This is a genomic window from Sulfitobacter guttiformis (assembly GCF_003610455.1).
Lineage (GTDB): Bacteria > Pseudomonadota > Alphaproteobacteria > Rhodobacterales > Rhodobacteraceae > Sulfitobacter > Sulfitobacter guttiformis.
This window is the reverse complement of sequence record NZ_RAQK01000001.1, coordinates 1,196,321-1,221,745: the sequence shown is the minus strand read 5'-3', so window position 1 is coordinate 1,221,745 and position 25,425 is coordinate 1,196,321. Positions and strand designations below refer to the sequence as shown.

30 protein-coding genes are annotated in these 25,425 nt (G+C 56.6%); 21 read left to right on the top strand and 9 right to left on the bottom strand.

Features of this window, described 5'->3' with window-relative positions; all coding sequences use genetic code 11:
• The first annotated feature begins 218 nt into the window (after nt 1–218).
• The 3 genes from dgcN to C8N30_RS06085 all read left to right on the top strand — a co-directional run bounded on the left by dgcN (nt 219) and on the right by C8N30_RS06085 (nt 3,152).
• The gene (gene dgcN / locus C8N30_RS06095) at nt 219–1,220 is read left to right on the top strand and encodes an N-acetyltransferase DgcN (RefSeq protein ID WP_025063617.1); all 1,002 of its coding nucleotides are present in this window, start codon (nt 219–221) and stop codon (nt 1,218–1,220) included.
• Nucleotides 1,221–1,321: 101 nt separating this feature from the next.
• On the top strand, nt 1,322–2,287 hold the full coding sequence (gene dgcA / locus C8N30_RS06090) for an N-acetyl-D-Glu racemase DgcA (protein ID WP_025063616.1): 966 nt from the start codon (nt 1,322–1,324) through the stop codon (nt 2,285–2,287).
• A 4-nt stretch (nt 2,288–2,291) separates the two neighbouring features.
• Nucleotides 2,292–3,152 (top strand): D-amino-acid transaminase, encoded by an 861-nt coding sequence (locus C8N30_RS06085; RefSeq protein WP_025063615.1) that lies wholly within the window; start codon nt 2,292–2,294, stop codon nt 3,150–3,152.
• Nucleotides 3,153–3,195: 43 nt separating this feature from the next.
• On the opposite strand, the gene C8N30_RS06080 is transcribed toward C8N30_RS06085, so the two are convergent.
• Nucleotides 3,196–3,927: a Crp/Fnr family transcriptional regulator gene (locus C8N30_RS06080; RefSeq protein WP_025063614.1), complete on the bottom strand. Its 732-nt coding sequence runs from the start codon at nt 3,925–3,927 to the stop codon at nt 3,196–3,198.
• Between the two features lie 66 nt (nt 3,928–3,993).
• On the opposite strand from C8N30_RS06080, the gene C8N30_RS06075 reads away from it, so the two are divergent.
• The gene (locus tag C8N30_RS06075; protein WP_147419681.1) at nt 3,994–4,440 is read left to right on the top strand and encodes a Rossmann-fold NAD(P)-binding domain-containing protein; all 447 of its coding nucleotides are present in this window, start codon (nt 3,994–3,996) and stop codon (nt 4,438–4,440) included.
• Nucleotides 4,441–4,728: 288 nt separating this feature from the next.
• Here C8N30_RS06075 and C8N30_RS06070 read toward each other — a convergent pair whose 3' ends face one another.
• Nucleotides 4,729–5,046 (bottom strand): DUF1244 domain-containing protein, encoded by a 318-nt coding sequence (locus tag C8N30_RS06070; RefSeq protein ID WP_025063612.1) that lies wholly within the window; start codon nt 5,044–5,046, stop codon nt 4,729–4,731.
• A gap of 178 nt (nt 5,047–5,224) precedes the next feature.
• Between C8N30_RS06070 and pyk the strand changes: the two genes are divergently transcribed.
• The 9 genes from pyk (at nt 5,225) to mscL (ending at nt 13,136) form a co-directional block, all read left to right on the top strand.
• Nucleotides 5,225–6,670, top strand: coding sequence for a pyruvate kinase (gene pyk, locus C8N30_RS06065; protein WP_025063611.1), 1,446 nt, complete (start codon nt 5,225–5,227; stop codon nt 6,668–6,670).
• Between the two features lie 32 nt (nt 6,671–6,702).
• Nucleotides 6,703–6,927: a hypothetical protein gene (locus C8N30_RS06060; protein WP_025063610.1), complete on the top strand. Its 225-nt coding sequence runs from the start codon at nt 6,703–6,705 to the stop codon at nt 6,925–6,927.
• 132 nt (nt 6,928–7,059) lie between these two features.
• A complete protein-coding gene (gene rpmI / locus C8N30_RS06055) occupies nt 7,060–7,260 on the top strand; it encodes a 50S ribosomal protein L35 (protein WP_025063609.1) in 201 nt (66 codons plus the stop codon).
• Between the two features lie 11 nt (nt 7,261–7,271).
• Nucleotides 7,272–7,637, top strand: a complete 366-nt coding sequence (gene rplT / locus C8N30_RS06050) for a 50S ribosomal protein L20 (RefSeq protein WP_025063608.1) — start codon at nt 7,272–7,274, stop codon at nt 7,635–7,637.
• A gap of 307 nt (nt 7,638–7,944) precedes the next feature.
• Nucleotides 7,945–9,018 carry a phenylalanine--tRNA ligase subunit alpha gene (gene pheS, locus C8N30_RS06040; protein ID WP_025063606.1) on the top strand — a complete coding sequence of 358 codons (1,074 nt, stop codon included), beginning with the start codon at nt 7,945–7,947 and terminating at the stop codon, nt 9,016–9,018.
• Complete coding sequence (locus C8N30_RS19175) at nt 9,015–9,545, top strand: hypothetical protein (RefSeq protein ID WP_147419680.1); 531 nt, start codon at nt 9,015–9,017, stop codon at nt 9,543–9,545. Before pheS ends, C8N30_RS19175 begins: the two co-directional genes overlap by 4 nt.
• Entirely contained in the window at nt 9,542–11,941 is a 2,400-nt protein-coding gene (gene pheT / locus C8N30_RS06035) for a phenylalanine--tRNA ligase subunit beta (protein WP_025063605.1), read from the top strand. The genes C8N30_RS19175 and pheT overlap by 4 nt, the downstream gene beginning before the upstream one ends.
• Nucleotides 11,942–12,031: 90 nt before the next feature.
• Nucleotides 12,032–12,478, top strand: a complete 447-nt coding sequence (locus tag C8N30_RS06030; protein ID WP_025063604.1) for a YtoQ family protein — start codon at nt 12,032–12,034, stop codon at nt 12,476–12,478.
• Nucleotides 12,479–12,764: 286 nt separating this feature from the next.
• Complete coding sequence (gene mscL, locus C8N30_RS06025) at nt 12,765–13,136, top strand: large conductance mechanosensitive channel protein MscL (RefSeq protein WP_025063603.1); 372 nt, start codon at nt 12,765–12,767, stop codon at nt 13,134–13,136.
• A 62-nt stretch (nt 13,137–13,198) separates the two neighbouring features.
• Here the strand turns inward: mscL and ald are convergent, their stop codons facing one another.
• On the bottom strand, nt 13,199–14,314 hold the full coding sequence (ald, locus tag C8N30_RS06020; RefSeq protein WP_025063602.1) for an alanine dehydrogenase: 1,116 nt from the start codon (nt 14,312–14,314) through the stop codon (nt 13,199–13,201).
• Nucleotides 14,315–14,454: 140 nt separating this feature from the next.
• Here ald and C8N30_RS06015 point away from each other — a divergent pair, with 140 nt between their 5' ends.
• Nucleotides 14,455–14,910, top strand: a complete 456-nt coding sequence (locus C8N30_RS06015) for an Lrp/AsnC family transcriptional regulator (protein ID WP_025063601.1) — start codon at nt 14,455–14,457, stop codon at nt 14,908–14,910.
• Between the two features lie 174 nt (nt 14,911–15,084).
• Here C8N30_RS06015 and rpsU read toward each other — a convergent pair whose 3' ends face one another.
• A complete protein-coding gene (rpsU, locus tag C8N30_RS06010) occupies nt 15,085–15,291 on the bottom strand; it encodes a 30S ribosomal protein S21 (RefSeq protein WP_005851231.1) in 207 nt (68 codons plus the stop codon).
• Between the two features lie 111 nt (nt 15,292–15,402).
• Between rpsU and C8N30_RS06005 the strand changes: the two genes are divergently transcribed.
• The 4 genes from C8N30_RS06005 (at nt 15,403) to C8N30_RS05990 (ending at nt 18,170) form a co-directional block, all read left to right on the top strand.
• The gene (locus C8N30_RS06005; protein ID WP_025063600.1) at nt 15,403–16,095 is read left to right on the top strand and encodes a COQ9 family protein; all 693 of its coding nucleotides are present in this window, start codon (nt 15,403–15,405) and stop codon (nt 16,093–16,095) included.
• Nucleotides 16,096–16,178: 83 nt separating this feature from the next.
• Nucleotides 16,179–17,033, top strand: coding sequence for an energy-coupling factor ABC transporter ATP-binding protein (locus tag C8N30_RS06000; protein WP_025063599.1), 855 nt, complete (start codon nt 16,179–16,181; stop codon nt 17,031–17,033).
• On the top strand, nt 17,008–17,622 hold the full coding sequence (locus C8N30_RS05995) for an energy-coupling factor transporter transmembrane component T family protein (protein WP_025063598.1): 615 nt from the start codon (nt 17,008–17,010) through the stop codon (nt 17,620–17,622). Before C8N30_RS06000 ends, C8N30_RS05995 begins: the two co-directional genes overlap by 26 nt.
• Nucleotides 17,623–17,624: 2 nt before the next feature.
• A complete protein-coding gene (locus C8N30_RS05990) occupies nt 17,625–18,170 on the top strand; it encodes a biotin transporter BioY (protein WP_025063597.1) in 546 nt (181 codons plus the stop codon).
• On the opposite strand, the gene C8N30_RS05985 is transcribed toward C8N30_RS05990, so the two are convergent.
• Nucleotides 18,159–19,259 carry a thiolase family protein gene (locus C8N30_RS05985; protein WP_025063596.1) on the bottom strand — a complete coding sequence of 367 codons (1,101 nt, stop codon included), beginning with the start codon at nt 19,257–19,259 and terminating at the stop codon, nt 18,159–18,161. The two genes, C8N30_RS05990 and C8N30_RS05985, sit on opposite strands and share 12 nt — an antisense overlap.
• Nucleotides 19,256–20,455: an AMP-binding protein gene (locus tag C8N30_RS05980; protein WP_025063595.1), complete on the bottom strand. Its 1,200-nt coding sequence runs from the start codon at nt 20,453–20,455 to the stop codon at nt 19,256–19,258. Before C8N30_RS05980 ends, C8N30_RS05985 begins: the two co-directional genes overlap by 4 nt.
• Before the next feature lie 138 nt (nt 20,456–20,593).
• On the opposite strand from C8N30_RS05980, the gene C8N30_RS05975 reads away from it, so the two are divergent.
• Nucleotides 20,594–21,580, top strand: a complete 987-nt coding sequence (locus C8N30_RS05975; protein WP_025063594.1) for an NAD(P)H-quinone oxidoreductase — start codon at nt 20,594–20,596, stop codon at nt 21,578–21,580.
• Nucleotides 21,581–21,693: 113 nt separating this feature from the next.
• Here the strand turns inward: C8N30_RS05975 and C8N30_RS05970 are convergent, their stop codons facing one another.
• A complete protein-coding gene (locus C8N30_RS05970; protein ID WP_025063593.1) occupies nt 21,694–22,332 on the bottom strand; it encodes a ribonuclease T2 family protein in 639 nt (212 codons plus the stop codon).
• A 127-nt stretch (nt 22,333–22,459) separates the two neighbouring features.
• Here C8N30_RS05970 and C8N30_RS05965 point away from each other — a divergent pair, with 127 nt between their 5' ends.
• The gene (locus C8N30_RS05965; RefSeq protein WP_025063592.1) at nt 22,460–23,227 is read left to right on the top strand and encodes a DUF1013 domain-containing protein; all 768 of its coding nucleotides are present in this window, start codon (nt 22,460–22,462) and stop codon (nt 23,225–23,227) included.
• Nucleotides 23,228–23,329: 102 nt separating this feature from the next.
• Nucleotides 23,330–24,421, top strand: coding sequence for an endonuclease/exonuclease/phosphatase family protein (locus C8N30_RS05960; RefSeq protein WP_051567225.1), 1,092 nt, complete (start codon nt 23,330–23,332; stop codon nt 24,419–24,421).
• A 6-nt stretch (nt 24,422–24,427) separates the two neighbouring features.
• Here the strand turns inward: C8N30_RS05960 and recR are convergent, their stop codons facing one another.
• A complete protein-coding gene (recR, locus tag C8N30_RS05955; protein WP_025063590.1) occupies nt 24,428–25,021 on the bottom strand; it encodes a recombination mediator RecR in 594 nt (197 codons plus the stop codon).
• Nucleotides 25,022–25,080: 59 nt separating this feature from the next.
• Nucleotides 25,081–25,425 carry a YbaB/EbfC family nucleoid-associated protein gene (locus tag C8N30_RS05950; RefSeq protein ID WP_025063589.1) on the bottom strand — a complete coding sequence of 115 codons (345 nt, stop codon included), beginning with the start codon at nt 25,423–25,425 and terminating at the stop codon, nt 25,081–25,083.

Sequence of the window (25,425 nt, the reverse complement as noted above, 5' to 3'; positions counted from 1 at the left end):
TGTCGTATCATTGCCTTGAGGGGTTATAAAATTGCGCGCTATGCCGCAAGGGACTTTTTGCACTTGCAGCAATTGCGGCAGTGCAAAAATTATGCGCGTATAGGTCCAGATGCGCTAAGATCGTGCGCCCAGTTGCGGGTTTGCCCCACTATTGCGATTGAATTGCGGGCGCTTTGCAGCAATCTGGCCCTAACGCCCATATTTTCGGAGAATCGACTATGATCCAAACACCTTACCTGCTATTTCTCGGCGATGCACCGGACCAGTTGTCCGCAAAAGTAGCGCAGGGGATCAAGGACTGGCGCCCGGAGAATGCCGTCGGCCAGTTGCGAATGGAAGGGTGTAAGGCGGATGTCGGTCTGCGGGATATGACACTTGCCCATGCAAAAGCAGCTGGAGCCAAGACGCTGGTGATCGGGGTCGCCAACCGCGGCGGATATATCTCTCAGGCGTGGAAATCCGTCCTGATTGAGGCGATGGGAATGGGGTACGACCTTGCCTCCGGTCTGCATAATCTTCTGAGTGAAGAGGAAGATCTGGTCGAAGTGGCGGCCGAAAAAGGACGTATCCTGCACGATGTGCGCATTCCGTCGGTGGAGTATCCGATAGCGAGCGGTGTGAAGCGTACTGGCAAGCGGGTGCTGGCGGTTGGTACGGATTGTTCGGTGGGCAAGATGTATACCGCACTTGCCCTCGATAGCGCGATGCGGGCGCGCGGGATGAAGAGCACTTTTCGGGCCACAGGGCAGACGGGAATACTCATCACAGGCAACGGCGTGCCGCTGGATGCTGTTGTTGCAGATTTCATGGCAGGCTCGGTTGAGTATCTGACGCCCGATAATGACCCCGATCATTGGGATGTGATCGAGGGGCAGGGCAGTTTGCACCACATTAGTTATTCCGGTGTGACGCTGGCGTTGATCCATGGAGGGCAGCCAGACGCGCTAATCATCTGCCATGAGCCGACACGCAAGCACATGCGTGGACTGCCCGATTACAAGGTGCCCACAATTGAGGCGATCCGTGACGTGTCTTTGTCGCTGGCGCGGGTGGCCAATTCCGCCTGTGAGGTGGTTGGCATTGCTGTAAATACGCAACATATGTCCGAGGACGAAGCGAAGACCTATCTGGCAAGTGTCGAGGTAGAGATGGGATTGCCGACTGTCGACCCGTTCCGCTACGGGGCGGAACGGCTCGCGGAGGCGTTGGAAAAACTTTGATCCGGCGCCCCTGTTGCAGGTGCTGGATTTGAGTTTACCGGGAAAAAGAAGAAAAAGTGTATCGGGCGTACGGTCGTGCATTGCTTTTTCGAGGAGGTTACATGCGGATTGAAGTGACGGCGGATGTTTTCCGACTGGCGCAGGTTTTTACAATTTCGCGGGGGTCACGGACCGAAGCGAAAGTGTTGACGGTGCGGATAGAAGACGGAGGCGCAACTGGCATGGGCGAGTGTGTGCCTTATGCCCGCTACGGCGAGACGCTTGAGTCGGTGACGGCGCAAATCAAGGGATTGTCAGGGCGAATAACGCGCGCGGCGCTTTACGATCTGTTGCCTGCGGGTGCTGCGCGCAATGCAGTTGATTGCGCCCTGTGGGATCTTGAGGCCAAGCAAAGCGGCCGCGCTGTGTGGGAGTTGGCGGGGCTGGCCCCTTTGAAGCCCGAAATTACCGCCTATACGCTCTCGCTCGATACGCCCGATGCGATGCGGGTGCAGGCAGCGGCACATGCGTTCCGCCCGTTGCTGAAGATCAAGTTGGGCACGCCGGACGATATGCCTCGTCTGGAGGCAGTGCGTGCGGGTGCGCCCGAAAGTACGATTATCGTCGATGCAAACGAGGGCTGGTCGGCAGAAGTATACGCCGACCTTGCGCCGCATTTGGTCCGGCTGGGTGTGGCGCTGGTGGAACAGCCGTTGCCCGCCGGTGATGATGAGGCGCTGAGGGGCATGGCGCGGCCGGTGCCTGTCTGTGCTGACGAATCTTGTCATGACCGCGCCAGCTTGCCGAACCTGAAGGGCAAATATGACGTGGTGAACATCAAGCTTGATAAAACAGGTGGATTAACCGAAGCCTTAGCGCTGCGCGCGGCGGCGCTGGCGGAGGGCTACGATGTAATGGTGGGGTGTATGGTTGGGTCGTCGCTGGCCATGGCGCCGGCAGTCTTGGTGGCGCAGGGTATGCCTTATGTCGATCTTGACGGTCCGCTTTTGTTGGCAGAAGACCGCGACGAGCCATTAAAATTTGATGCGGCGGGGGTACACCCTGCACGCGCGGCATTGTGGGGGTAAGGATATGCGGACAGTTTATGTGAACGGGCAGTATGTGCCCGAGAATGAGGCCACTGTGTCGATCTTTGATCGCGGCTTCTTGATGGCTGACGGGGTTTACGAGGTGACATCTGTGCTGGGTGGCAAGCTGATCGATTTTGAGGGTCATGCGGTACGGCTTGCACGCTCGTTGAGCGAACTGGATATGTTCAACCCGATCACCAAGGAAGATCTGCTGGAGGTCCACCGCGAGTTAGTGCGGATCAACGAGATCGACGAGGGGATGATTTATCTCCAGATTACCCGCGGCTCGGATGGTGATCGCGACTTTGTCTTTCCCGACCCTGAAACGACAAAGCCCACGATTGTCATGTTCACCCAGAACAAACCTGGTCTGGCGGACAGTCCGGCGGCGAAGCGCGGTGCAAAAGTGATCTCGATCGAGGATATCCGATGGGGGCGGCGGGATATTAAAACCGTGCAGTTACTCTATCCTTCGATGGGCAAAATGATGGCCAAGAAAGTCGGATGTGACGATGCGTGGATGGTGCAGGACGGGATGGTGACCGAGGGCACCTCCAACAACGCCTACATCGTGAAGGGTAACAAGATCATCACGCGCCAGTTGGGCACCGAGATCCTGCATGGGATCACTCGCAAGGCGGTCCTGCGCATGGCAGCCGAAGCGCAGATGGAGGTCGAGGAGCGGTCGTTCACCATTGAGGAAGCACAAAACGCGGATGAGGCCTTCACCACCTCTGCAAGTGCTTTTGTGATGCCGGTTATCGAGATAGATGGCGTTTCCCTTGGTGAGGGAGTTCCGGGCAAAGTGGCCCTGCGGCTACGTGAAATTTATATCGACGAAATGCGCAAGGTCGCTGTCTGACGAATTTCGGGGCGGCGACCGGATCGTCCGTCCCGCCTCATTGCTAAATCAACGGGCGCGTCATTGGATCGCGGTCGGTGTCGAGCTGGGCAACATTGCATAATGCTCCGTAATTCAGAATGTTGAGAACCCCGTCGCGCCACGTTGCGATGTTGTTTTCACGCAGGGTTTTAAGCGTCTTGTTTGTATGGACTAAAGAAAGCCCAAGCGAATCCGCGAGATCCTGCTGCCTGTAGGGAAGGGGGGTCTCTGTTCCTTTTACCATACCAAGCGCTGAGGCACGGTCGTTTATGCGTACGAAAGCGCGTGCAATACGCGATGCGCCGTCCAGTTGCCCGATGATCGACAGGCTTTCGCCCAGAATATGCTCTTCGACTGCTGCGATCCACGTAAGGTCAAAGGAACGTTCGGGCTGTTCGTTGAACATAGTCCAGAGCATTTTACGGTCAAAAACACAAAGCTTCATTGCGGTTGTCGCCTCGACGGAATGCTGCATCTCTTTCATGACACCGGCCTGAAGCCCGATAAAATCGCCCGGAAAAACAAAGTTTATTACCGTCCGTTCACCGGATTCAAGTGTCTTGTACCGGAGCCCCATACCTTCGAGAACTGTGTAGAGCTGCGGACTGTTAGAGCCTTCCATCATGAGCGGGGTTCCGGCCTCTACCTCAAGCTCCCCTGCCTTGAATTTTTGCATGAAACCTACTTCGCGGTCTGTCATAGGGTTGAAAATGGCAAGCGGTCTCAGGGGGCAGTTCTCGCATTTGGTGGCCATATAATTTTTTTCCATCCTATGTCGTAGTTTAATGCGCGGAGCGGAGTTATGTTCCATGTAGAATGCATGAATACTCCAATTTCCCCGAATGGGGCCAGAGCACCTTCAACCGGATCAAGCGATCCGTTGATCCCAGTTTTCCTTGTGCAGGAGAGTGATAGTTTTATTTCAGAGGACATCGTCGCCGCGCTGAGGGCGATGGGGCCTTGCCGCGTTATTGATGTCACCGATGTTGACCAGATCGCTCCGGTGCTGGCCGATGAGGATGCTGTAACAGCTGCTTTCTTGGAAATTTCTTTTGAGGAAGTCTTGGCCTGCGGTATTATGTCTGCTCTCGTGAGGTGCGGGGCACGTATCATCCTGACAACAGATTCAAGCGGGGCAAGCGATGCGCTTGCAGCGGGATGGGGCACGCTGGCCCGCCCTTTCAACGAGCCGATGATACATGAAGCGTTGTCAGCGCACTTGGTCGCTGAACATCGTCCCAAACCTCTATCCCAGTGCGCACATTGATCGGGTAACGCGCCAGACCGCCTGCTTTCTCCCCTCTCACATTGGTAATATTGCATTTCAGTTAATGCGGCATTTGCGCGTTCCGAGATCAAGAATTTGATCCGGATATTCGGGATCTCGCGGGGCTGATGCTCGGCAAAACTTCAGCTCGGACAGGCCGGATTTAGAAAACAAGGCTAGATTAAGGGCGGTTTCGGCCTCAATCTTCCTTTGCCGCCCCCATTGACGCTTGGCGCAAGGCAATAGGGGCGGATCGAGCAATGCTCGGCTGCTGTAGGGCAGCAGCGTTCACTCTTTGGTAACATTCTCGGCAAATGCGGTTTCGAAATCTGCCTTCTTCGCGCTGCTGGCATCGGTTTGATAGGTGGCCTTCCACTCCTCCATACTCATCCCGTAAAACAACTCCCGAGCTTCCATTTTGCCAATCTCGATGCCACGTTCGGCAGCGGCCTCCTGATACCACCGTGACAGGCAATTCCGGCAAAACCCCGCGAGGTTCATCATGTCGATGTTTTGGACATCTTTGCGATCTTGCATCAGATGTTGCTGCAAGCGGCGAAAGGCGGCGGCTTGTAACTCAATTTCCTGCTGGGTGTGCTCTGGCATAATGGCTCCTGTAGGTTTGATAGTGGAATTTCCGGCAAGCTACCTTTCCTTGTGGGCGGTGTCACCGCATTGTAACAGTTTTCGGGTTCAAGTCAGGCAGGGCACAAGGTATGTCGTAGGGGAAACTGCGATACGACCGTTGATGCATGAAAGCACCGGCAAATTAGGAGCGACCTGAATGAGACGCCAACGCAACGTAAAAATCGTCGCGACCCTTGGGCCAGCATCCGACACCCACGAGATGATAAAACTTTTGCACCAGACGGGTGCGGATGTGTTTCGCCTCAATATGAGCCACGGCAGTCATGACGAGATCCGCGCCAAGCACGCCATGATTCGTGCGGTGGAGGAAGAGACCGGATCGACCATAGGTATTTTGGCTGATTTGCAGGGACCCAAGCTGCGCGTGGGTGTTTTCGCGGGTGACAGCGAGGAGTTGATTGTGGGCGCGGAATTCCGCCTTGATCTCGATCCTGCCGAGGGCGATTCAAGCCGTGTCTGCCTGCCGCACCCCGAAATTTTCGCCGCACTCGAACCTGGTTCATCCCTGCTGGTAAATGACGGTAAGATCCGGCTGAAAGTTTTGCGCTGTGGTACTGATTTTGCGGACTGCGAGGTCGTTACCGGTGGAATCATCTCCAACCGCAAGGGAGTGAATGTACCTGATGTCGTGCTGCCGCTTGCAGCGCTGAGCGAGAAGGATCGCGCCGATCTGGAGTTTGTCTGCGAGCTTGGCGTTGACTGGCTCGCATTGAGCTTTGTGCAGCGGCCCGAAGATGTGCAGGAGGCGCGGATATTGGCGCGGGGGCGTGCCGCACTGTTGTCCAAGATCGAGAAGCCTTCAGCGGTGGAGCGGTTCGATGATATTCTGGCGGTGAGTGACGGAATTATGGTGGCGCGGGGTGATCTGGGCGTTGAGTTGCCGGTTTCGGCCGTGCCGCCGATACAAAAGCGCCTAGTACGCCGCTGTCGCGCTGTAGGTAAACCTGTGATTGTCGCGACCCAGATGCTGGAAAGTATGATCGAGAGTCCGATGCCCACGCGCGCTGAAGTATCCGATGTGGCAACGGCGATTTACGAAGGCGCGGATGCGATCATGCTGTCGGCAGAATCAGCAGCAGGCAGCTACCCCGTTGAGGCAGTTACCACGATGGATAATGTCGCCGTTGAGGTGGAGCGTGATCCGACCTACCGCCAGATTATCGAGGCAAGCCGAACCGCTTCGCGCTCAGGCATTGCCGATGCGATGGTGTCTGCGGCCCGCGAAATTGCCGAGACGACGGATGTAAAAGCGATCTGTTGCTTCACGCATTCAGGCACCACTGCTTTGCTCACCGCGCGTGAGCGGCCACGCGTCCCGATCATTGCCTTGACCCCGCTGCCGCGCACGGCCCGACGGCTCGCGCTCAGCTGGGGGGTAAATTGTGTCCTTACAGAAGAGCTTGATCGCTTTAAAAAGGCGGTGGTAAGCGCGGTTCGGGCAGCACGTGAAGAAGGTTTTGCTACAGCAGATGATTTCGTAGTTGTTACAGCGGGCGTGCCGTTTAACGTGCCCGGCAGTACGAATATTCTGCGCGTGGCGCCCTGCGATGAGCGTTTGATTTTCGCGTCTGATCCAGAGTAGGTTCGCGGGAACGTTAATGTAGGAGAGTATTCGTGGATTCAGATCTGGCATTGGTTATCGGTCTCGTGATTGCGGTGCTGTCTATTCCGTCTATTTTGTCTGCGCTCTCCGACAGGCGTGCACCGCGTGCCTCTGCGATTACTGTTCTGATCGCCGGAGGGCTTATCCTGTTTGCCATTCAGGGCAAGCCGGGCGGCTATCGGCTTGAGCAGCTGCCGGATGTGTTTGTGAGTGTCATCGCGCGTTTTGTTCCCTAAGCGAACTGCACGCGGGCATTATCGGCACTTGCGTTAAATCGCTGCACATCCTATAGCCCAGTTTCATCCCTGCGTTGCCGGCTCAAGTGGCATGCCGAGCAGCGCTTTAACTGTTAACTACAGGAGACAGAAATGCCCAAGATGAAGACGAAATCGAGCGCTAAAAAGCGCTTCAAGATCTCGGCGACCGGTAAGGTCATCGGTAGCCAGGCTGGCAAACAGCACGGCATGATCAAGCGGAGCAACAAGTTCCTGCGTAACGCGCGCGGCACGACAGCACTTTGTCCTGCCGATGCCAAGATCATCAAGGGCTTTATGCCCTACGACCGTTAAGGAGAGCCGGAATGTCACGTACAAAAGGTGGTACAGTTACCCACGCCCGTCACCGCAAGATCATCAAAGCGGCAAAAGGCTATTACGGTCGTCGCAAGAGTACCTTCAAGGTCGCGAGTCAGGCTGTTGATAAGGCCAACCAATACGCAACCCGTGACCGCAAGGTCCGCAAGCGGAATTTCCGCGCGCTTTGGATCCAGCGGATCAACGCTGCCGTGCGCGCGCATGATGCAGATTTGACGTATTCACGCTTCATCAACGGTCTGAATTTGGCCGGTATCGAAGTGGACCGCAAAGTTCTGGCCGATCTGGCCGTGAACGAGCCTGAATCGTTTGCTGCGATTGTAAAGCAGGCACAGGCGTCACTTGCCGCGTAAGCGCCGGTTACACTGAAAAATTATGAACGCCGCTCCGGTATCGGGGCGGCGTTCTTCGTTTTCGCAGGTAATATACTGCTGCGCTATCTTGCCCGCGATTATAGCGTCGAGCCCGTCAGGCGGCGCATCCGGTATCGCGCAGGTGCTTCCGCCGCAAAAGCTGCTAACGATGTATGCTTTGCGGCTTCCTTCAGCTTCAGGAATATCGCGCCAAAAAGGGTGACGGGCCACTGTGTACAAGGCCAATGGGTTGCGTTTGCGCGGCGTTCTGGTAGCAGGTTCGGACATATCCAAGGACGCAGGCACTATGGACGATCTCAAGCAAAAATACCTTACCCAGATTGCAAATGCCGCTGACGAGGCCGCGCTGGAAGACATCCGGCTGGGCGCTGTCGGCAAAAAGGGCGAGGTCGCGCTCAAAATGCGCGAACTGGGCAAAATGACTGCGGAGGAGCGTCAGGCAATTGGCCCCGCGCTCAACGCGCTCAAGGACGAGATTAACTCCGCCCTCGCAGCCAAAAAGATGGCGCTGGGCGATGCCGCGCTGGATGAGCGTTTGCGCAGTGAATGGCTCGACGTGACGCTGCCGTCGCGTGTGCGCCCAGCTGGGACGTTGCACCCTGTGTCCCAAGTGACCGAAGAGTTGACAGCGATTTTTGCCGAGATGGGGTTTTCCGTGGCCGAGGGGCCGCGCATTGATACCGATTGGTACAACTTCGACGCGCTCAACATTCCGGGCCACCACCCTGCACGCGCAGAGATGGACACGTTCTATATGGCGCGTGCAGAAGGCGACGACCGCCCGCCGCATGTGCTGCGCACGCATACCAGCCCCGTGCAGATCCGCACGATGGAGGCCGAAGGCGCGCCGCTGCGCATCATCTGCCCCGGTGGCGTGTACCGTGCCGACTATGACCAGACCCACACGCCGATGTTCCATCAGGTCGAGGGCTTGGCAATTGATAAAGACATCTCCATGGCGAACCTGAAATGGACGCTGGAGGAATTCTTTGCCGCGTTCTTCGAGATCGACGGCATCAAGACCCGCTTCCGTGCGTCGCACTTCCCCTTCACCGAGCCTTCGGCAGAGGTGGATATCCAATGCTCATGGGTAGACGGACAGCTGCGCATCGGTGAGGGCGACGGATGGATGGAAGTCCTCGGCTCTGGCATGGTCCACCCCAAAGTGCTGGCGGCGGGCGGGATTGATCCTGACGTCTATCAGGGCTTTGCCTTTGGCATGGGGATCGACCGGATCGCGATGCTGAAATACGGGATTCCCGATTTGCGGGCGTTCTTTGATTCAGATTTGCGTTGGCTGCGGCATTATGGGTTCGCGAGCCTGGATCAGCCGAATCTGCATGGTGGGTTGAGTAGGTGAGTGAAGAAACTAGCGAACGTGCGGTGGTACTTATTCACCATCGCGCAGCTCAACGTTACGCCCACAGACTCTTCGCTTTTAGCTCTTCCGTTTTTGCTGAAGGTTGGATCCAGCAAGCCCGCGATGACTTTAATGAGGATTTGTTTAATTTCTGTTTTCATGCTTACCGGCTGTGCGATTTATTGGGGATCAAGGATGGTCAGTTAGACATTTCGCAGGGTGGTACATTGCACTTTAAACATGAGCCTTCGTTAGTTTGGGAAACAGATTTTCGCAGATGTTTAAATACTGTTCGACACTGCAATACAATTCAGACTGGAAATGCCCGAGCGCCAGATGGGCGCAAACTGTTTAACCAAGATGAGAACCTCATGGCTGCATTCGTAGAGGTAGCGACTGATAAACATCCTCAAAAGCGGTGTATTCCAATCTTTGCGCTAAGTTATTCGTACCTTCAGCATGTAAGACCAATGGTCGCCAATTTTTTAAACCAGCAAAAGAAAACAGAACCGGTAGGCTCACCATGAAATTCACTCTCTCTTGGCTCAAAGAGCACCTCGACACCACGGCTTCGGTCGATGAGATCACCTATGCCCTGACCGATCTGGGTCTGGAAGTGGAGGGCGTTGAGGACCGTGGCGCAAAGCTGCGCGCGTTTACCTTGGGCTTTGTGAAATCCGCCGAGAAGCATCCCGATGCGGACCGCCTGCGTGTGTGTCAGGTTGAGACGGACGAGGGGCTGCAGCAGATCATCTGTGGTGCCCCCAACGCGCGCGAAGGCATCACCGTCGTGATCGCCAAGCCGGGTGTGTATGTGCCGGGGATTGATACGACGATTGGTGTGGGCAAAATCCGCGGGATCGAAAGCTTTGGCATGATGGCCTCCGAGCGGGAGCTGGAGCTGTCCGAGGAGCATGACGGGATTATCGAGCTGCCTTCGGGCAATGTCGGTGACAGCTTCACCGATTGGCTGGCCGAGAATGACCCCAGCAAGGTTGATCCGGTGATCGAGATTGCGATTACGCCGAACCGTCCCGATGCCCTTGGCGTGCGGGGGATTGCGCGGGATCTGGCGGCGCGTGGTTTGGGTAAGCTAAAGGCGCGGGACGTCAGTATGGTCGAGGGCGCGTTTGCCTGTCCGGTCAGCATAAGCATTGATGATGACACGCTGGACCAGTGTCCGGTGTTCTTTGGCCGCGTCATTCGGGGGGTCAAGAACGGGCCAAGTCCTGTGTGGCTGCAGGACAAATTGCGCGCTATTGGCCTTCGGCCGATTAGCTTTCTCGTGGATGTGACGAATTTCTACACCTATGACCGCAACCGCCCGCTGCATGTGTTTGATGCGGACAAGATCGTGGGTGGTGCTTTGCGTGTTCACCGTGCGCGGGGTGGCGAGACAATGATGGGGCTGGATGATAAAGAGTATTCATTCAGCGATGGCATGACGCTGATTTCCGACGAAAGCGGTGTGCAGAGCATTGGCGGCGTAATGGGCGGTCTGGCCACTGGCGTGACCGAAGAGACCGTGAATGTTTTCGTTGAAGCCGCATATTTTGACACAGTGCGCACGGCGTACACAGGCCGCGCGCTCAAAATCAATTCCGATGCGCGTTACCGTTTCGAGCGGGGGATTGACCCTGCGTGGACGCCTGACGGATTGGAGCATGCCACGCGGATGATTATGGAGCACGCCGGCGGTGAAGCGTCGGAAGTTGTGAGTGCAGGTAAAGTGCCCGATACTTCACGCGCCTATAAGCTCAACGCCAAGCGGGTGATATCCTTGGTGGGGATGGAGATACCGGAGGCTACGCAGCGGCAGACGCTAACAGCCCTTGGTTTCCGCCTCGAGGGGGATATGGCCCATGTACCGAGCTGGCGCCCCGATGTGCAGGGCGAGGCCGATCTGGTGGAGGAGGTGGCGCGGATCGCGTCGCTGACCAAGCTGGAGGGTCGTCCGTTGCCACGTCTGACCTCGGGCGTGCCGCGCCCCGTGATGTCCGCCTCCCAACGGCGCGAAGTCGCCGCGCGGCGCACTGCTGCGGCGCTGGGGTATAACGAGTGTGTGACCTACAGCTTTATTGACCAGCCGTCTGCTGCGCTGTTTGGTGGCGGCACAGATGCGACGCGTCTGGAGAATCCGATCAGCAACGACATGAGCCATATGCGCCCTGCGCTCTTGCCAGGTTTGCTGCAGGCCGCTGCGCGCAATCAGGCGCGTGGTTTTGCCGATATGGCATTGTTCGAGGTCGGACCTGCGTTTAGCGGTGGCGAGCCCGGCGAGCAGCACATGGAAGTGAGCGGTCTTCTGGTCGGGCGCACAGGCGCGAAAGATGTGCTGGGCGCTGCGCGGGATGTCGATGTGTTTGACGTAAAAGCGGATGTCGAGGCCATATTGGCGGCGATCGGCGCGCCCGCGAAGGTACAGATCATGCGTGATGGTGATACATGGTGGCATCCGGGGCGTCATGGCCGGATCTGTCTGGGCCCAAAAAAGATGCTGGCCGTGTTCGGGGAAGTACACCCCAAGGTGCTTGCCGCGATGGATGTGAAGGGGCCTGCGATGGCATTCACGCTTTGGCCCGCCGAAGTGCCACTGCCACGCAAAACAGGCGCGACACGGCCTGCCCTTAAGGTGAGCGATCTGCAAGCGGTCGAACGTGATTTTGCTTTTGTTGTGGATACGAATGTCGAGGCGCTGGCGCTGGTGAATGCGGCGATGGGGGCGGATAAGACGCTCATCACGGATGCGCGGGTGTTTGATGAATTCATCGGTGGCAGCCTGGGTGAGGGGAAGAAATCCCTCGCGTTGACCATAAGATTGCAGCCGCGCGAGCAGACCCTGAAGGATGCCGATATCGAAGCTGTTGGTGCAGCCGTTGTGGGTGCGGTTACAAAGGCGACAGGTGGCGTGCTGCGCCGCTGAGTGCGGATCCTGCACCTGCCAAGAGTGCAGGATCCTAATTTGTTTTGATATATGAAGAAGCGGATTGTATCGGCTGTTCAGGAGGAATTTATGATGTTGAAAGTGTATTTGTCGGGCGAGATACATACCGACTGGCGCGAGCAGATCGTGGCAGGTGCCGCAGGTCTGGACGTAATATTCTCTGGACCGGTGACCGACCATGCCGCAAGCGACGATTGCGGTGCCGAGATTTTAGGCGCGGAGGATGACAAAGTTTGGCATGACCGCAAGGGCGCACAGATCAACGCGATCAGGACGCGCAAGGGTATTGCCGACGCCGACGTTGTGGTTGTGCGGTTTGGCGACCAGTACAAGCAATGGAATGCCGCGTTCGATGCCGGCTATGCGGCAGCGCTGGGGAAGTCATTGGTTATTTTGCACGGGCCGGATCATGGGCATGCACTCAAAGAAGTCGATGCGGCAGCGCTGGCAGTGGCATCAGAGCCTGCGCAGGTCGTCGATGTGCTGCGCTATGTGCTAACTGGAAAATTACCGTAAGCTGGCGGACACTTCGACAAAAGAGAAAGTGGTTGGTGGCAATTAGATTTGTCCTGCAACCAGACCAGCGAAAGGCGCATAGTTTTTAATATCTGAGTCTTTGCATAGATAAGAGATTTGTCTCTTTTGGTTCAAATCTGAACTGTGTGACTTTACCGACGGCCAAAAAGTCGGACGTTTTCCCCTTAGAAACAAGATGTTTCTAAATCTACCCTGTGCTAGGTGATTTTCGACGGTGTAAAGGGCGGATAAGCCTGCGGCCGAAAACATTACTAGGGACAAAGAAATGATTAGAGAATTCAAAGATTTTATCGCCAAGGGCAACGTCATGGACCTTGCTGTTGGTATCATTATCGGTGCGGCATTCACCGCGATTGTGGCCTCATTGGTTGCAGATATGATCAACCCGTTGATCGGCTTGTTTATTGGCGGCATCGATTTCAGCGAGCTGTCGGTTTCCTTCGGCGAAGCAGAATTCATGTACGGCAACTTTATCATGGCAATCATCAATTTCTTGATCATTGCATTCGTGGTATTCATGCTTGTGAAGGCTGTGAACAAGGCCAAAGGCCCTGAGCCAGAAGCGGCGCCTGCGGCCCCTGCTGGTCCGACACAGGAAGAGCTGCTGGCGCAAATCCTGCTTGAGCTGAAGAAGTAACTATACGCCGGAGATCTGGCAACGAAGAGGGGGGCGCAGAAATGCAGCCCCCCTTTGTTAATTCAGGTGATAGCCTGCTCTGCAGTGATGTAGTCCATTCCCAATGCTTCGCCCACGGCGGCATAAGTGATCTGGCCTGCATGCACGTTAAGACCTGCTAACAGATGCGCATCGTCGGCGCAGGCTTGTTTCCACCCTTTGTTCGCCAGCGCCATCATAAAGGGCATCGTGGCATTGCCCAATGCGATGGTTGAGGTGCGGGCGACAGCGCCGGGCATATTGGCTACGCAATAATGCATGATGCCGTCCACCTCATAAATCGGGTCCTGATGGGTTGTCGCCTTTGATGTTTCGAAACATCCGCCCTGATCGATCGCCACGTCAACGAGCGCGGTGCCGGGCTTCAGCTCTGATAGTTGCGCGCGTGTGATCAACTGGGGCGCCGCCGCGCCGGGGATCAGGACGGCCCCGATGATCAGGTCCGCCTGACGGGCGAGTTCAATCGTATTGCCGGCGGAGGCAAAACTGGTTTTGAACACGCCAGCGAAGGCATCATCGAGGTAGCGCATACGCACCAAAGAGCGGTCGAGCACGGTTACATCTGCGCCCATGCCCGCAGCAACGCGTGCAGCATGTGTGCCTACCACACCACCACCAATGACGACAACTTTTGCCGGTGTAACACCCGGTACACCGCCCATCAGGACGCCGCGGCCGCCATTCGCTTTTTGCAGCGTCCAAGCGCCAACCTGCGGAGCAAGCTTGCCCGCGACTTCTGACATCGGGGCCAGAAGGGGAAGACCACCGTTGCGGTCGGTTACTGTTTCATAAGCGATACATGTTGCACCGGAGGCGATGAGGTCTTTTGTCTGTTCCGGATCGGGCGCAAGATGGAGATAGGTAAAGAGGACTTGCCCTTCGCGCAGCATCTTGCGCTCCACAGCTTGGGGCTCTTTTACTTTGACGATCATATCGGCGGCGGCAAAAATTTCAGCGGCCGTGGCGATGATTTCGGCACCAGCGGCGATGTAATCTGTATCCTCGAAACCGGCGCCGGTACCTGCGTTTGTCTCGATGATTACACTATGGCCAGCCTGAACCGCTTCGTAGGCGGCATTCGGTGTCATCCCGACGCGAAACTCTTGGGGTTTGATCTCTTTTGGGCAGCCAATTTTCATGAAATGTTTCCTCCTCAGGGTGTTTGAAAAACAGATACGCCTGTTCATCTGCAAACGGGTGGTTAATGCAGGGCGCTGATGATAGCGTATTTCGAAGAATCTGTGGCTAAATGCAATTTTGGCGCAAAGGTATTGCGTATATGCTCGATAGTATTGATCGAAAGCTGCTCGCTGCCTTGCAGCGGCGTGGGCGAATGTCGAATGCGGAGTTGTCCGAGCAGGTGAATCTGTCACCGTCGGCCTGCCATCGGCGGGTTCAGCGGCTGGAATCCGAAGGTTACATCCGCGAATATGTGGCACTGCTCGACGCGCGCAAAATGGGGGTTCCGACAACAGTGTTTGTCGAGATCACATTGCAGGGGCAAGCGGATGAGATTCTGGATGCCTTCGAGAAAGCTGTGGCACGGATACCGGATGTGCTTGAATGTCATCTGATGGCGGGGTCTGCGGATTATCTGCTCAAGGTGGTGGCGGAGGACACGGATGATTTTGCGCGCATCCACCGCCAGTATCTGGCGCGCTTGCCAGGTGTTGGGCAGATGCAATCGAGCTTTGCGCTCCGAACAGTATGCAAAACAACAGCCCTTCCTGTATGAAAGTCAGTCGATGTTGATCGCTAGGTTCCCGAGCCGTTCTCTCGTGCAAGTCTCGACTTTAAGTGAAATTCGAAGCAGCGCACTCTAGATCTGGAAGAAGATCTGATAAAAAAACCCCGCAGCCACAGGGGGCTACGGGGTGATTTATTCTTACGCTAAGCAACAAAGGATGGATTACATCATACCTTCGCGCTGGAGCTTTTTCCGTGCCAGTTTCCTGGAACGGCGGATCGCTTCGGCTTTCTCGCGTGCTTTTTTCTCGGAAGGTTTCTCGAAATGTTGCTTGAGCTTCATTTCACGAAACACACCCTCGCGCTGAAGTTTTTTCTTCAGGGCGCGCAGCGCTTGATCGACGTTATTATCGCGAACACTTACCTGCATGTGGTTTTCACCACCTTTCTAGTTTGAAGTTGCAAGGATTTGCAGGAAGTGGTGCTTTAGCAAACGCGTGCTATATTGTCCAGTGTATTGAACCCCAGCAGGAGTGCCGCAATGCCTACGACACGTTTAACGCCCAAAGACCATCTTTTGCAGGCGGCCCAAATGCATGTGCCCTTTGATGGATGGTCGCAGGCCACATTTGACGCGGCAATCGCGGATTCGGGCGTGGACCGGACAGTTGCACAGAGCCTGTGCCCAAGGGGTGCGGTGGATCTTGCGGTCTTGTACCATCAAAAGGGTGATAAGGCGATGCTGGCAAAGATGGCAGAGGCTGATCTGAGCACGTTGAAATACAGTGCACGTGTGGCGGCAGCGGTGCGTTTCCGCCTTGAAGCAGTGGAGGACAAGGAGATTGTGCGACGCGGCACGACCTTGTTCGCTCTGCCGATCTATGCGGGTGACGCGGCCAAGTTGATATGGGGCACGGCTGATGCGATCTGGACCGCGCTTGGCGATACATCCGAGGATGTGAACTGGTACACAAAGCGGGCAACTTTGAGCGGGGTTTATTCCGCGACTGTGCTGTATTGGTTGGGCGATACCAGTGCGGATCACGCAGATACATGGTCGTTTCTGGATCGCCGCATCGAAAATGTGATGCAGATTGAAAAGCTGAAGGCGCAGGTGAATAGTAACCCTGTGTTGAGCAAGCTTATGGCTGGGCCGAACTGGCTCCTTGGTCACGTCAAAGCGCCGCAACGGATGCCGCAATCCGGTATGCCGGGACGGTGGACACGATCCTGAACTCGAAAAACAGTCAGCAACTGACTGTAACATAGGTTACCTGAGCCGCGAAGTGACGCGCATGAATAAGGCGCATTTGACTGATGGGGCCGGATGCCGAGGCCTCAATGGTCGCGTCAGCGCGCGATGACAACGTTTCTTACTTTTCGCTGCTGCGGTGTGCTGGTAGGTGCCGGACGACATCTCTTAGCAAGGTTTTGAACATCGGACCCTCTCCCGCATTTTTGATTGAATTGGACGCTGTGGATCTGTCCGTAGACGGGCGCGATATTTTGCGCGGTATCAGTCTCGCCACCGATGCTCGTCGGCTGGGAATACTGGGGCGCAACGGATCGGGTAAGACAACGCTGGCGCGGGTTTTGGCAGGACTTCAAAAACCAACGGGCGGACGGGTGAGAATCGCCGGAATTGATGTAGTCCGTGACAGGCGCGGCGCGTTGGGCGCGGTTGGCATACTATTCCAGAACCCTGATCACCAGATTATTTTCCCCACCGTGGGAGAGGAGATCTCATTCGGACTTGCCCAGATGGGGATGATCAAATCAGAAGTGAGAAACCACGTTGCCCAGACCCTCGCGCGGTTCGGGAAATTAGCATGGCTAGAAGCGGCGATCCACCAGCTTTCACAAGGGCAGCGGCAACTGGTCTGTCTTATGGCGGTCCTTGCGATGAACCCCAAGGTGATTATTCTTGATGAGCCTTTCGCAGGGCTCGACATCCCTACAGCGATGCATCTGAGCCGTGTTCTGGCACATGCGAATTGCACGCTGGTGCATATTACGCATGATCCACGCGTGATTGCGCTTTATGATCACGCCCTCTGGATTGAGGGTGGCGCAATCGCGATGCAGGGTCCGGCGGCACAGGTGGCACAGGCATTTGAAACGGCAATGATCGAGTTGGGAGAACGGGATGATCTCACTGACCTCACCGGTTAGGACCCGTGCCCATAACTGGCCTGCGGGGGCAAAACTGTTGGCGCTATGCGGCGGGTCTGTCGCGCTTTTTGCGGCACAGTCACTTTGGGTGTTGGCCGCGGCCGCGTCTGGGGTTCTGGTTCTTTATGCCCTGCCTGGAGCAGTATTTTTTCGCCATGGTCTGCGGCGGGTATGGCCACTTTGGCCGTTTGTTGTGCTGCTCGTTGCGTGGCATTTGATAGCTGGAATCCCACGCGAAGGCGCGCTGATTACGCTTCGGATGCTGACGGCTGTGGCCCTTGCCAATCTGGTGACAATGACCACCACGCTGGCGGATATGATGGGCGTGGTACACCGGCTCTTGCAGCCGTTTGAGCGGCTTGGCGTTAATTTGCGTGCAATAGAGCTTGCGGCGGCCATGGTGATCCGCTTTACCCCCGTTCTGGCACAAAAGGGTGGTGCTTTGGCGCAGGCATGGCGCGCGCGGTCTTACCGCCGGGCAGGTTGGCGGGTAATCGTCCCGTTCATGGTGCTGGCACTGGATGACGCGGATCACGTTGCCGAAGCATTGCGTGCACGCGGTGGATTTGAAGAAGATAGGAACGGATAAAAATGGAACGGAACGTTACGCAGATAGCCTTGTTTACCGCGTTGATCGCGGCATTGGGTCTGATCCCGCAACTGACGCTGGCCTTCGGTGTGCCTATCACGGCTCAAAGCCTCGGAGTGATGCTGTGCGGCACCGTTCTGGGCGCAAAACGTGGTTTTCTGGCGGCGCTGCTGTTTGTCGGACTGGTTGCATTAGGCCTGCCGTTGCTCGCGGGTGGCCGCGGTGGATTGGGCTTGTTCACGGCCCCTACTGCGGGCTTTCTAATCGGCTTCCCTGTCGCGGCATTTGTGACAGGCTTGATGATGGAGCGGTTGCGCGGTCTGCCTGTAGGCTGGGGTGCGGGTATCGCTGCGGTTGTTGGGGGCGTGGCCGCGCTTTATGTCTTCGGGATCGGCGGCCTATCTATTGTACTGGGCAAGCCTGTGGTCGAGGCCGCCTTGCTGGTCACCGCCTTTATTCCGGGCGATTTGATCAAGGCGGTGCTGACCGGGCTGATCACTGCGGCGCTGTTCAAGGCGCGGCCTAACAGTGTACTTTCACGTAGCTAGCATCAGAGCGGTGGCAATACCGCCTGCTGCTGCAATGGCGGCAAGGCCGGTGCCGCCATTGCAGCGCAGCTGATGGTAAAGGCGAACGGCGTTGATCGTGCCGGAGGCGCCGATGGGATGGCCGCGGGCCAATGCCCCCCCGCCCATGTTGACCCGCGCCGGATCAATATCCGCACCCTGTACACAGGCGATTGCCTGAACCGCAAATGCTTCCATTATCTCGGCATGGGTGATGTCGCATGGTCTCAATCCGGTTGTTGCAAACGTAGCCTTGATTGCGGCGAGCGGGGCAATACCAGGCAAATCAGGCCTGTCGCCTTTTGTGGCGCCGCCAAGAAGGGCGATGCCCTCACTGCCGATCTGCTTCAAAACGCGTGCTGATACAACAACACAAAATGCTGCACCGTCTGCGGCAACGGCCATGTTGGCAGTGGTAATGCTGCCAGTTATAACCTTGGCCCGGGCCGCAAGGGCGGGGAGCATCTTGCGGGTGAAGGGATCGAAGTTATGGCCCTCCAACTGGACGATTTCGTCTGGTGAAGGGCGCCATGTGATGGCTTTTGCGTGGCTTTGGATTGCCCAATGGTCCTGATCTTCCCGGGAAATACCATAGGCAGTCGAGAGTGCATCGGCAGCCGCCGCCATATCAGGATCCTGCGCAGGCCAAGGAGCAAAAGGGGGCTGGTCGTAGACTTGGGGTGGGCGACCGTCCGCAAACGTGTGCAGGCGCTGAGGACGTCTGGAGTAGCTTTCAACACCGCCTGCTATAATGACATCGGCGGCACCGCTTTCTATCAACGCTTTCGCAAGCAGGAGTGCATCAAGACCGCCAGCGCATTGCCGGTCAATACTCAGACCCGCGACACGCTGGGGGAGACCGGCAGCAAGGGCAATTAGGCGGGCAGGATTGCCACCACCGCCCAGAGAGTTTGAGACGATCACCTCGTCGACTTGGGCGCCGTCCAGCCTAGTTTGGGCGAGGGCTGCCTTTAAAACAGGCGCGCCGAGGGCATGAATCGACAATGGCGCAAACGCGCCTCCGCGAGGCACGACCGCACTCCGGCATGCTGCAATTATGTGCGCGGTCACAGGATACATCCGGTCGCTGTCGCGATCTGACAGAGGTCGGGTTTCCCTGAGGGCAAAAGCGGGAATTGATCCAGAAACAGAACAGCGCGCGGCACGGTGAGAGCGTTCGCTCTACAATGCGTCAGCAATGCCTCGCCGGTGTGCAAATTTTCGGGACCTTCGATTATGACCACCATATGTCGGCCCCTTAGGGGATCTGGGCGGGCCAATACGGCGCATTGCCGGATGCCATCAAGCGCACAAAACTGTTCTTCCAGCGCTTCGGGGTAGATGGTTTGATCCGCGACCGTAAAGACGCGACCGGCGCGCCCCTGCAAAAACAGATTTCCCTGTTCATCAAGGTGGCCCAACTCACCCACGGTGAGCCAGTCGCCATCGCGGCAGGTGTGCGGGCTGCTACCAGAGAGGTAGCGTTCGAACAAATAGGGGCTGCGAATCCAGATTGTACCGGTTCCTGTTGCATCGGGGGTCCGCACCATTAGCTCGACCTCCGGATAGGCGCGGCCTACGGAGCCCTCCGGCGTATTTGGTCCGCCAAGAGTGATAAAACTGGTCTCTGCGGCGCCATAAAATACGTGCAGCGCGGCATTCGGGCATAGGGCAGCGATGTGGGCGCGGGTTGCACATGTGAGCGCGCCGCCGCCGCACAGGATCAGTCGGATACCCGTCAACGGCATATGGAGGGGCAACAGCCGGAGTTGGGCGGGAGTAGCATAGAGTATAGTGCATTCTGCCTCGGCCATGCGCCCGCATTGCCCATAGGGAGATAGGTCCGAAAGTGTGTGGACCGTCAGTCCGAGGTGGAGCCCTTCAAGAACCCCATAAAGCGCGAGGGAGTGACCGAGCGCGCCGAGCACCGCGATCCCATCGCGCGCGCTGTAGCGGAACAGGTCGGCGTTGGTGTGAAAACTCCTGATCCACGAATGCTGGCTGCGCAGGATCACTTTGGGCGGGCCAGAGGTGCCGCCCGTGAGAGTTGCAAAATGAGCATGCGGCAATGCTGGCAAATCAGGTACCGGGTTGTCGCTGACACAAAACGGGAATCCCCCCTCCAGTGCCCCCATCAGCATTGCAACAGATGTTTGAACTGGATGAGCAGGGATCAGACCGCGCGGCTCGCTCTTTTGTGCGACGGTGACGCCAGCTTGCGCGAAGGCGCGGGCATCAGGATGCCGGATAAAGGAAGGCGGGGGCATCGAAGAGTCCTTTTGACGCGTTAATTCGCAAACTAGCAAAACGTCGGAGTGCTGGCCATATGGCATGCTTATGGGGCTGTACTCCCCCTAGCGTTCACTTATGTTGGCCTCGAAATTCAACTACTGTAGGAGCGAGCAATGACCCAGATGATGCGTGCCGTCGAGATTACAAAGCCCGGTGGGCCAGAAGTTTTGCAGGTCACCCAGCGGCCTGTGCCGACCCCTGCTCAGGGCCAGGTGGTGATCAAGGTTGCCTATGCCGGTGTGAACCGTCCCGATGCGTTGCAACGTGCAGGTGCTTATGCGCCACCGCCCACCGCAAGTGATTTGCCCGGTCTGGAAGCTTCGGGAGAGGTTGTAGCGATCGGCGCCGGTGTGTCCGGCATCTCCCTTGGGGACGAGGTATGTGCGCTGCTGCCCGGTGGCGGATATGCCGAATATGTGGCCACGCCTGCGGCACATTGCTTGCCGGTGCCAAAGGGTATGGGCCTTAAGGAAGCGGCGTGCTTGCCCGAGACGTTTTTCACTGTCTGGTCCAACGTGTTTATGCGCGGCGGGTTGAAGGCAGGAGAACGTATTTTGATCCACGGTGGATCATCCGGTATCGGCACGACAGCGGTCCAGCTGGCCAACGCGTTCGGCGCGCGGGTTTTTGTAACGGCGGGCAACGCCGAGAAATGTGCAGCCTGCGTCGAGTTGGGAGCCGAAAGGGCGATCAATTACCGCGAGGAGGATTTTGTCGCAGTGATGAAGGCCGAAGGCGGCGCTGATGTCATCCTTGATATGGTAGGAGGCGAATACATCGCGCGCAATATTGATGCGCTTGATATGGAGGGGCGTCTTGTGCAGATTGCATTTCTGGGTGGTGCAAAGGCGGAGATCAACTTTGCGCCTTTGATGGCAAAGCGTTTGACGTTCACGGGCAGTACCCTGCGGCCGCAGTCGGATTTGGCGAAGGCCCGCATCGCAACCGAGTTGCGAGAGGCCGTTTGGCCACTGTTGGCGTCGGGCCGGATTTCTCCGGTGATGGATAGCGAGTTCGAGTTTGAAGATGCATCCAGTGCTCATGCGCATATGGAAGCAAGCCAACATATCGGGAAGATCGTACTGAAGGTCGCTGGCTAAGCCGAATTGGCATAGTCACACCAGATTCGATTTTTGTTTTGGGCCGGACGCAGCACACTGCGTCCGGTTTCCTATTTCAAGATCCGGGCGTTGTTGAAAAACGGATAATGTGATCAGCGTAACGGAGTGAAGATTGCGTCCTTTAGCGTGCAATCTTTGATTACATCACTGCCGCAGGGTACGGGCGTGAGGTCGCGCGACAGGCAGATACGGGCTTCCTGAATGTAGCCTTGACGGCAAGTTATTGTAATTGCGTCACGAGTGAGGGCAGGGTTTTCCTTCAGGAAAGCTTCCTCAACCACAGACGCGGGAAGTTTTACCATGCGGTCCAGCTTGCGGAAAATGACTGGGCGGTTGATCGTTGCATAAGCGCGCCGCGACAGGGCGTAGTAGTCTTGGGCATTTAGATCTGTGCAAGTGCCATGCTTTTTCCACTGGTGCCATGCGAGGCCACCGGTGCCCATAATATCTGCCATATCGGTTGTCATACCCCGCGACGGCGGGCGCTTGGCGGTCTGGCAATACGAGGGGAACCCACGGTGGAACTGGGGCCATAGGCCATGGAGAATCCAGCCGTGATCTTCCTGTGCATCGCATTGCGGTGAGTTGCGGGCATCCCCCTCGAGGGCGCACCAGTTTGCTGACCAACTCAGTGCCATCACGTAATAGTCAAAATCGCCCGCACGCTCGCCTTCGGCTCGGGCGGTCAGGGCGGTCAGGGCGAGAACGAGGGTCAGTAAAGCGCGGCGCATCTGGGGTCTTTCCTTATGGGCAATCCTTGGCTATATAAGCCACAAGTTCCCCCACATTGGAAACGGTTCCGGCCTCCGGGACAGCCTAATTCAGGCGACGGGGAAGGTGCGTTTAAAGGAGAGACACATGGGTAAACCGATTATGGCAAAAGCCACCGCAGTTTGGCTGGTGGATAATACAACGATCGGCTTCAAGCAGATCGCGGATTTTGTGGGTATGCACGAGTTGGAAGTGCAGGGCATTGCGGACGGTGATGTGGCAGCTGGCGTAAAAGGGTTTGACCCCATCACCAACAACCAGTTGACGCAGGAAGAGATCGACAAAGCGCAAAACAGCCCGATGCACAAGTTGGAGCTAAAGTTCAATGCTGCTGCTGCTGGCGAAGAAAAGCGCCGTGGCCCGCGGTATACACCGCTGTCAAAGCGCCAAGATCGGCCCGCCTCGATTTTATGGCTCGTGAAGTTTCATCCCGAGTTGTCGGATGCACAGGTGAGCAAGCTGGTCGGCACGACCAAGCCCACAATCCAGGCGATCCGTGAGCGGACACATTGGAACATCTCCAACATTCAGCCGATCGACCCTGTGGCGCTGGGCCTGTGCAAGCAGTCCGAACTGGACGCTATGGTGCAGAAGGCTGCGGCCAAAAAGGCCGCCGAAGGCGGTGTGATGACTGACGACGAGCGCCGCAAACTGGTGAGCACCGAGCAGAGCCTCGGCATGGATGCGGACGCCAAGATGCCAACTGCCATTGAGGGTTTGGAGACCTTTACCCTGGCGGGCGGCGCGGACGATGACGAAGAGGACGAGAAAAAAGACAGCGACTTTGCGGACGCAGAGAGCTTTTTCAACATCCCTGACAGCGATGACGAAGACGAAGACGACGATACAAAATAATGTCGTATGTGTCACAGTTCAGGGAACCTACCGTTACTGCGTCGCGTTAGAATCAATGAGGCGTCCGGTCGCGGGCGCCTTTTTTGGTGCAGGACCGATTAAATGACTGGCTATATTGATGGAATATTGATCGGCATTGCAGCGATCCTGTTGATCGCCACTGCGTTGCCGTTAAGCAAACTCCCCTACGGGTTTACGCGCGGGCCTGATTTTTTCAGACTTCAGATGTTTTGGGTCGGGGCGGTTGCCGCTGCTATTGCAGCCCCCTTAACCTCGTACTACTGGCTTGCGCCGCTCTTGCTGGCGATCGCGCTGGTACAGATGCTCTACGTTGTAAAGTTTACTTCGCTGTGGTGGCGCCAGTCTGTTGATGCAGACGAAGCCCTGCGAGCGGATGAGCGTGTACAGATCAGCGTGCTGGCTGCGAATGTGAAAAAGTCTAATCGGGATTTTGGTGCATTGATCGGACTAATTCAGCAGCATCAGCCAGATGTCGTTTTGGCGATCGAGGTTGATGATAACTGGATTTCGGCGCTGGAGGGCGCGCTGTCAGGCTTATACAGACATCGGATCAACGTGCCAAAGGATACGGGATACGGCATCAGTGTGATGTCGAAGCTTGCATTGTCTGAGCCGCAGGTGCGCGAAGTTGTGACCGAGGGAGTGCCGTCGATACGCACCGCTGTTCAATTGCGCAATGGTGCGCGGATACGCCTTTATGTTGTGCATCCTGAGCCGCCTGTCCTGACCCACGATACGGTAGGGCGTGATAGTGAGATTGCGCATATCGGGCTTGAGGCAGCGGATGATCCTTTGCCTGCAATCGTTTCTGGTGACCTCAACGATGTCGCCTGGTCAACAACAACGCGGCGGTTTCAAAGGATGTCAGGGCTGCTTGACCCACGGGTGGGGCGCGGCTTTTACAACACTTTCAACGCGTTTCACTGGTGGGCACGCTGGCCACTGGACCATTTGTTTCATGATCCGAAGTTCCGCTTGGTCAAGGTGGAGCGTTTGGAGAAAATCGGCTCGGACCACTTTCCGATGCTGTTCGCATTGGCATTCACTGGTATTCCGGCGGGGGAAGATACCCTTCCCGCCGAGGATATCGAGGAGACAATGGAAGCCAAGGACATGATTGCGGATGAGAAAGAGCGTATCCGCGAGCCTATCGGGACCGATTGGGAAGACTGAGCCGTACTAGATATCCTTGCGTGCGCGCATCGCCGCAGAGATTGTACCATCATCGAGATAGTCCAACTCACCACCGATAGGGACACCCTGTGCCAATGACGTCAGGCGCACCCTACCTTCAAGCTGATCCGCGATGTAATGGGCGGTGGTCTGTCCGTCTATTGTGGCATTGAGCGCTAGGATAACCTCCGAAATTTCCTCGCTTTGCACGCGGTCTATGAGGCGGGGAATGCGCAACTCCTGCGGACCAATGGCGTCGAGGGCCGATAAAGTGCCTCCAAGAACGTGATATCGCCCTTTGAACACACCCGAACGTTCCATCGCCCAAAGGTCTGCTACATCCTCGACCACACATAACTCACCGTTGGCGCGTTTGTTATTGTCACAGATATCGCAAATATCGGCTGTGCCGACATTGCCGCAATTCAGGCATTCGCGTGCTGTCGCAGCGACGGTTTGCATTACATCCGCAAGCGGCGAGAGCAGCAGCGCGCGCTTGCGAATAAGGTGCAGCACGGCTCGGCGCGCAGAGCGCGGCCCCAAGCCGGGGAGTTTTGCCATCAACTCAATTAGCGCGTCGATGTCGCGGGTGGAACTCATATAATTACACTCGCGGTATCTGTTGGATTGAAATTAATTGGAAAGACAGAACGGCCCGATCAGAACGGCAGCTTCATACCAGCGGGAAGGCCCATACCCTCGGTCAGCTTGCCCATCTCCTCGGCAGCACGTTCGGACGCTTTGCCCTGTGCGTCCTTGATCGCGGCAAGGATAAGATCCTCGACGACTTCCTTGTCATCGCCATTGAAGATCGACGGATCAATGTCGAGGCTCTTTAGCTCGCCTTTGGCAGTACAGACTGCTTTTACAAGGCCCGCACCAGATTCGCCGGTGACCATGATATTGTGCATTTCTTCCTGCATCTCGGCCATTTTGCCCTGCATTTCCTGAGCTTTTTTCATCATCCCGGCCATATCGCCGAGCCCGCCTAATCCTTTGAACAT